Source organism: Nocardia farcinica, assembly GCF_029867845.1.
GTDB classification, from domain to species: domain Bacteria; phylum Actinomycetota; class Actinomycetes; order Mycobacteriales; family Mycobacteriaceae; genus Nocardia; species Nocardia farcinica_A.
In genome coordinates this window covers 1-1,117 of the sequence record NZ_JARWRU010000411.1, presented here as the reverse complement: position 1 = coordinate 1,117, position 1,117 = coordinate 1, and the positions used below count along the sequence as shown (strand labels likewise).

Annotated in this window: 2 protein-coding genes; one reads left to right on the top strand and one right to left on the bottom strand. The window is 70.8% G+C overall.

Translation table 11 applies throughout. The annotated features are described in order from the left end of the window. A partial coding sequence (locus QH283_RS08790) for an alcohol dehydrogenase catalytic domain-containing protein (protein WP_280502526.1) occupies positions 1 to 605 on the bottom strand: 605 nt, incomplete at its 3' end. Positions 606 to 811: 206 nt separating this feature from the next. Here QH283_RS08790 and QH283_RS08785 point away from each other — a divergent pair. Next, positions 812 to 1,117, top strand: a 306-nt coding sequence (locus QH283_RS08785) for a DUF1707 SHOCT-like domain-containing protein (RefSeq protein ID WP_280502525.1), incomplete at its 3' end; no start/stop codon positions are given.

Genomic DNA, 1,117 nt, shown 5'->3' with positions numbered 1-1,117 from the left:
ACCCCCGCCCCCCCCCCCACGGCCGCGTCGCCGACACCGCCGCAGCCGATCACCGCGACGGTGTCGCCTCGGGTCACCCCGCCGGTGTTGAGCGCCGAACCGAGACCGGCCATCACGCCGCAGCCGAGCAGGCCGGCGACGGCCGGGTCGGCCTCGGGATCGACCTTGGTGCACTGGCCCTCGTGTACGAGAGTCTTGTCGGCGAAGGCGCCGATGCCCAGTGCCGGGCTCAGCTCGGTGCCGTCGGTGAGGGTCATCTTCTTGCTCGCGTTGTGGCTGGCGAAGCAGTACCAGGGCCTGCCGCGCTTACAGGCGCGGCACTCGCCGCACACCGCGCGCCAGTTCAGCACGACGAAATCGCCGGGCTCGACATGGGTGACCGCCGCGCCGACGGTCTCCACCACGCCCGCGGCCTCGTGGCCGAGCAGGAACGGGAACTCGTCGTTGATGCCGCCCTCGCGGTAGTGCAGGTCGGTGTGGCAGACGCCGCACGCCTGGACGCGGACCACCACGTCGTGCGGGCCCGGGTCGGGAACGACCACGTCGACCACCTCGACCGGCTCTCCCTTGGCTCGGGCGATGACCCCGCGCACGGTTTCGGACACGCATGCCTCCTCGTGGTTCGGTGTGCCGTCGTCGGCACCGTGCCCATACTGCCGGGCGGGGACGGTGTTCGCCAGCAGAACTGGACACCTGTCTGGTCGTGTTTCACGGGTTGACATTCCACTATGGAGGGTGCATGCTGGACGTCAGACATTCCACAGTGGAGTGTCGGCCTCGAGTATCCCCCCGTCGATCAGGAGAACCGGTCATGGAAATCTCGCCCGCTACCCGCGCCTCCGACGCCGAACGCGACCAGGTCGTGCGGCAACTGGCCCGGCACCTGGCCGACGGCAGGCTCGACATCGTCGAATACGACGCGCGCGTCGCCCGGGTCTACGCCACCACCACCCGCGACGACCTGCGCCTGGTGCTCTCCGACCTGCCACGGCTGCCCGCCGAGCCCGACGCCGAAAAGCCGGTCCGGCTCGCCCGGCTGCCGCTGTGGCAGCGCTTCGAACTGCGCGCCTGGGCCGGGGTCGGCCTGCTGGTGCTCAGCATCTGGGCCGCCGTCTCC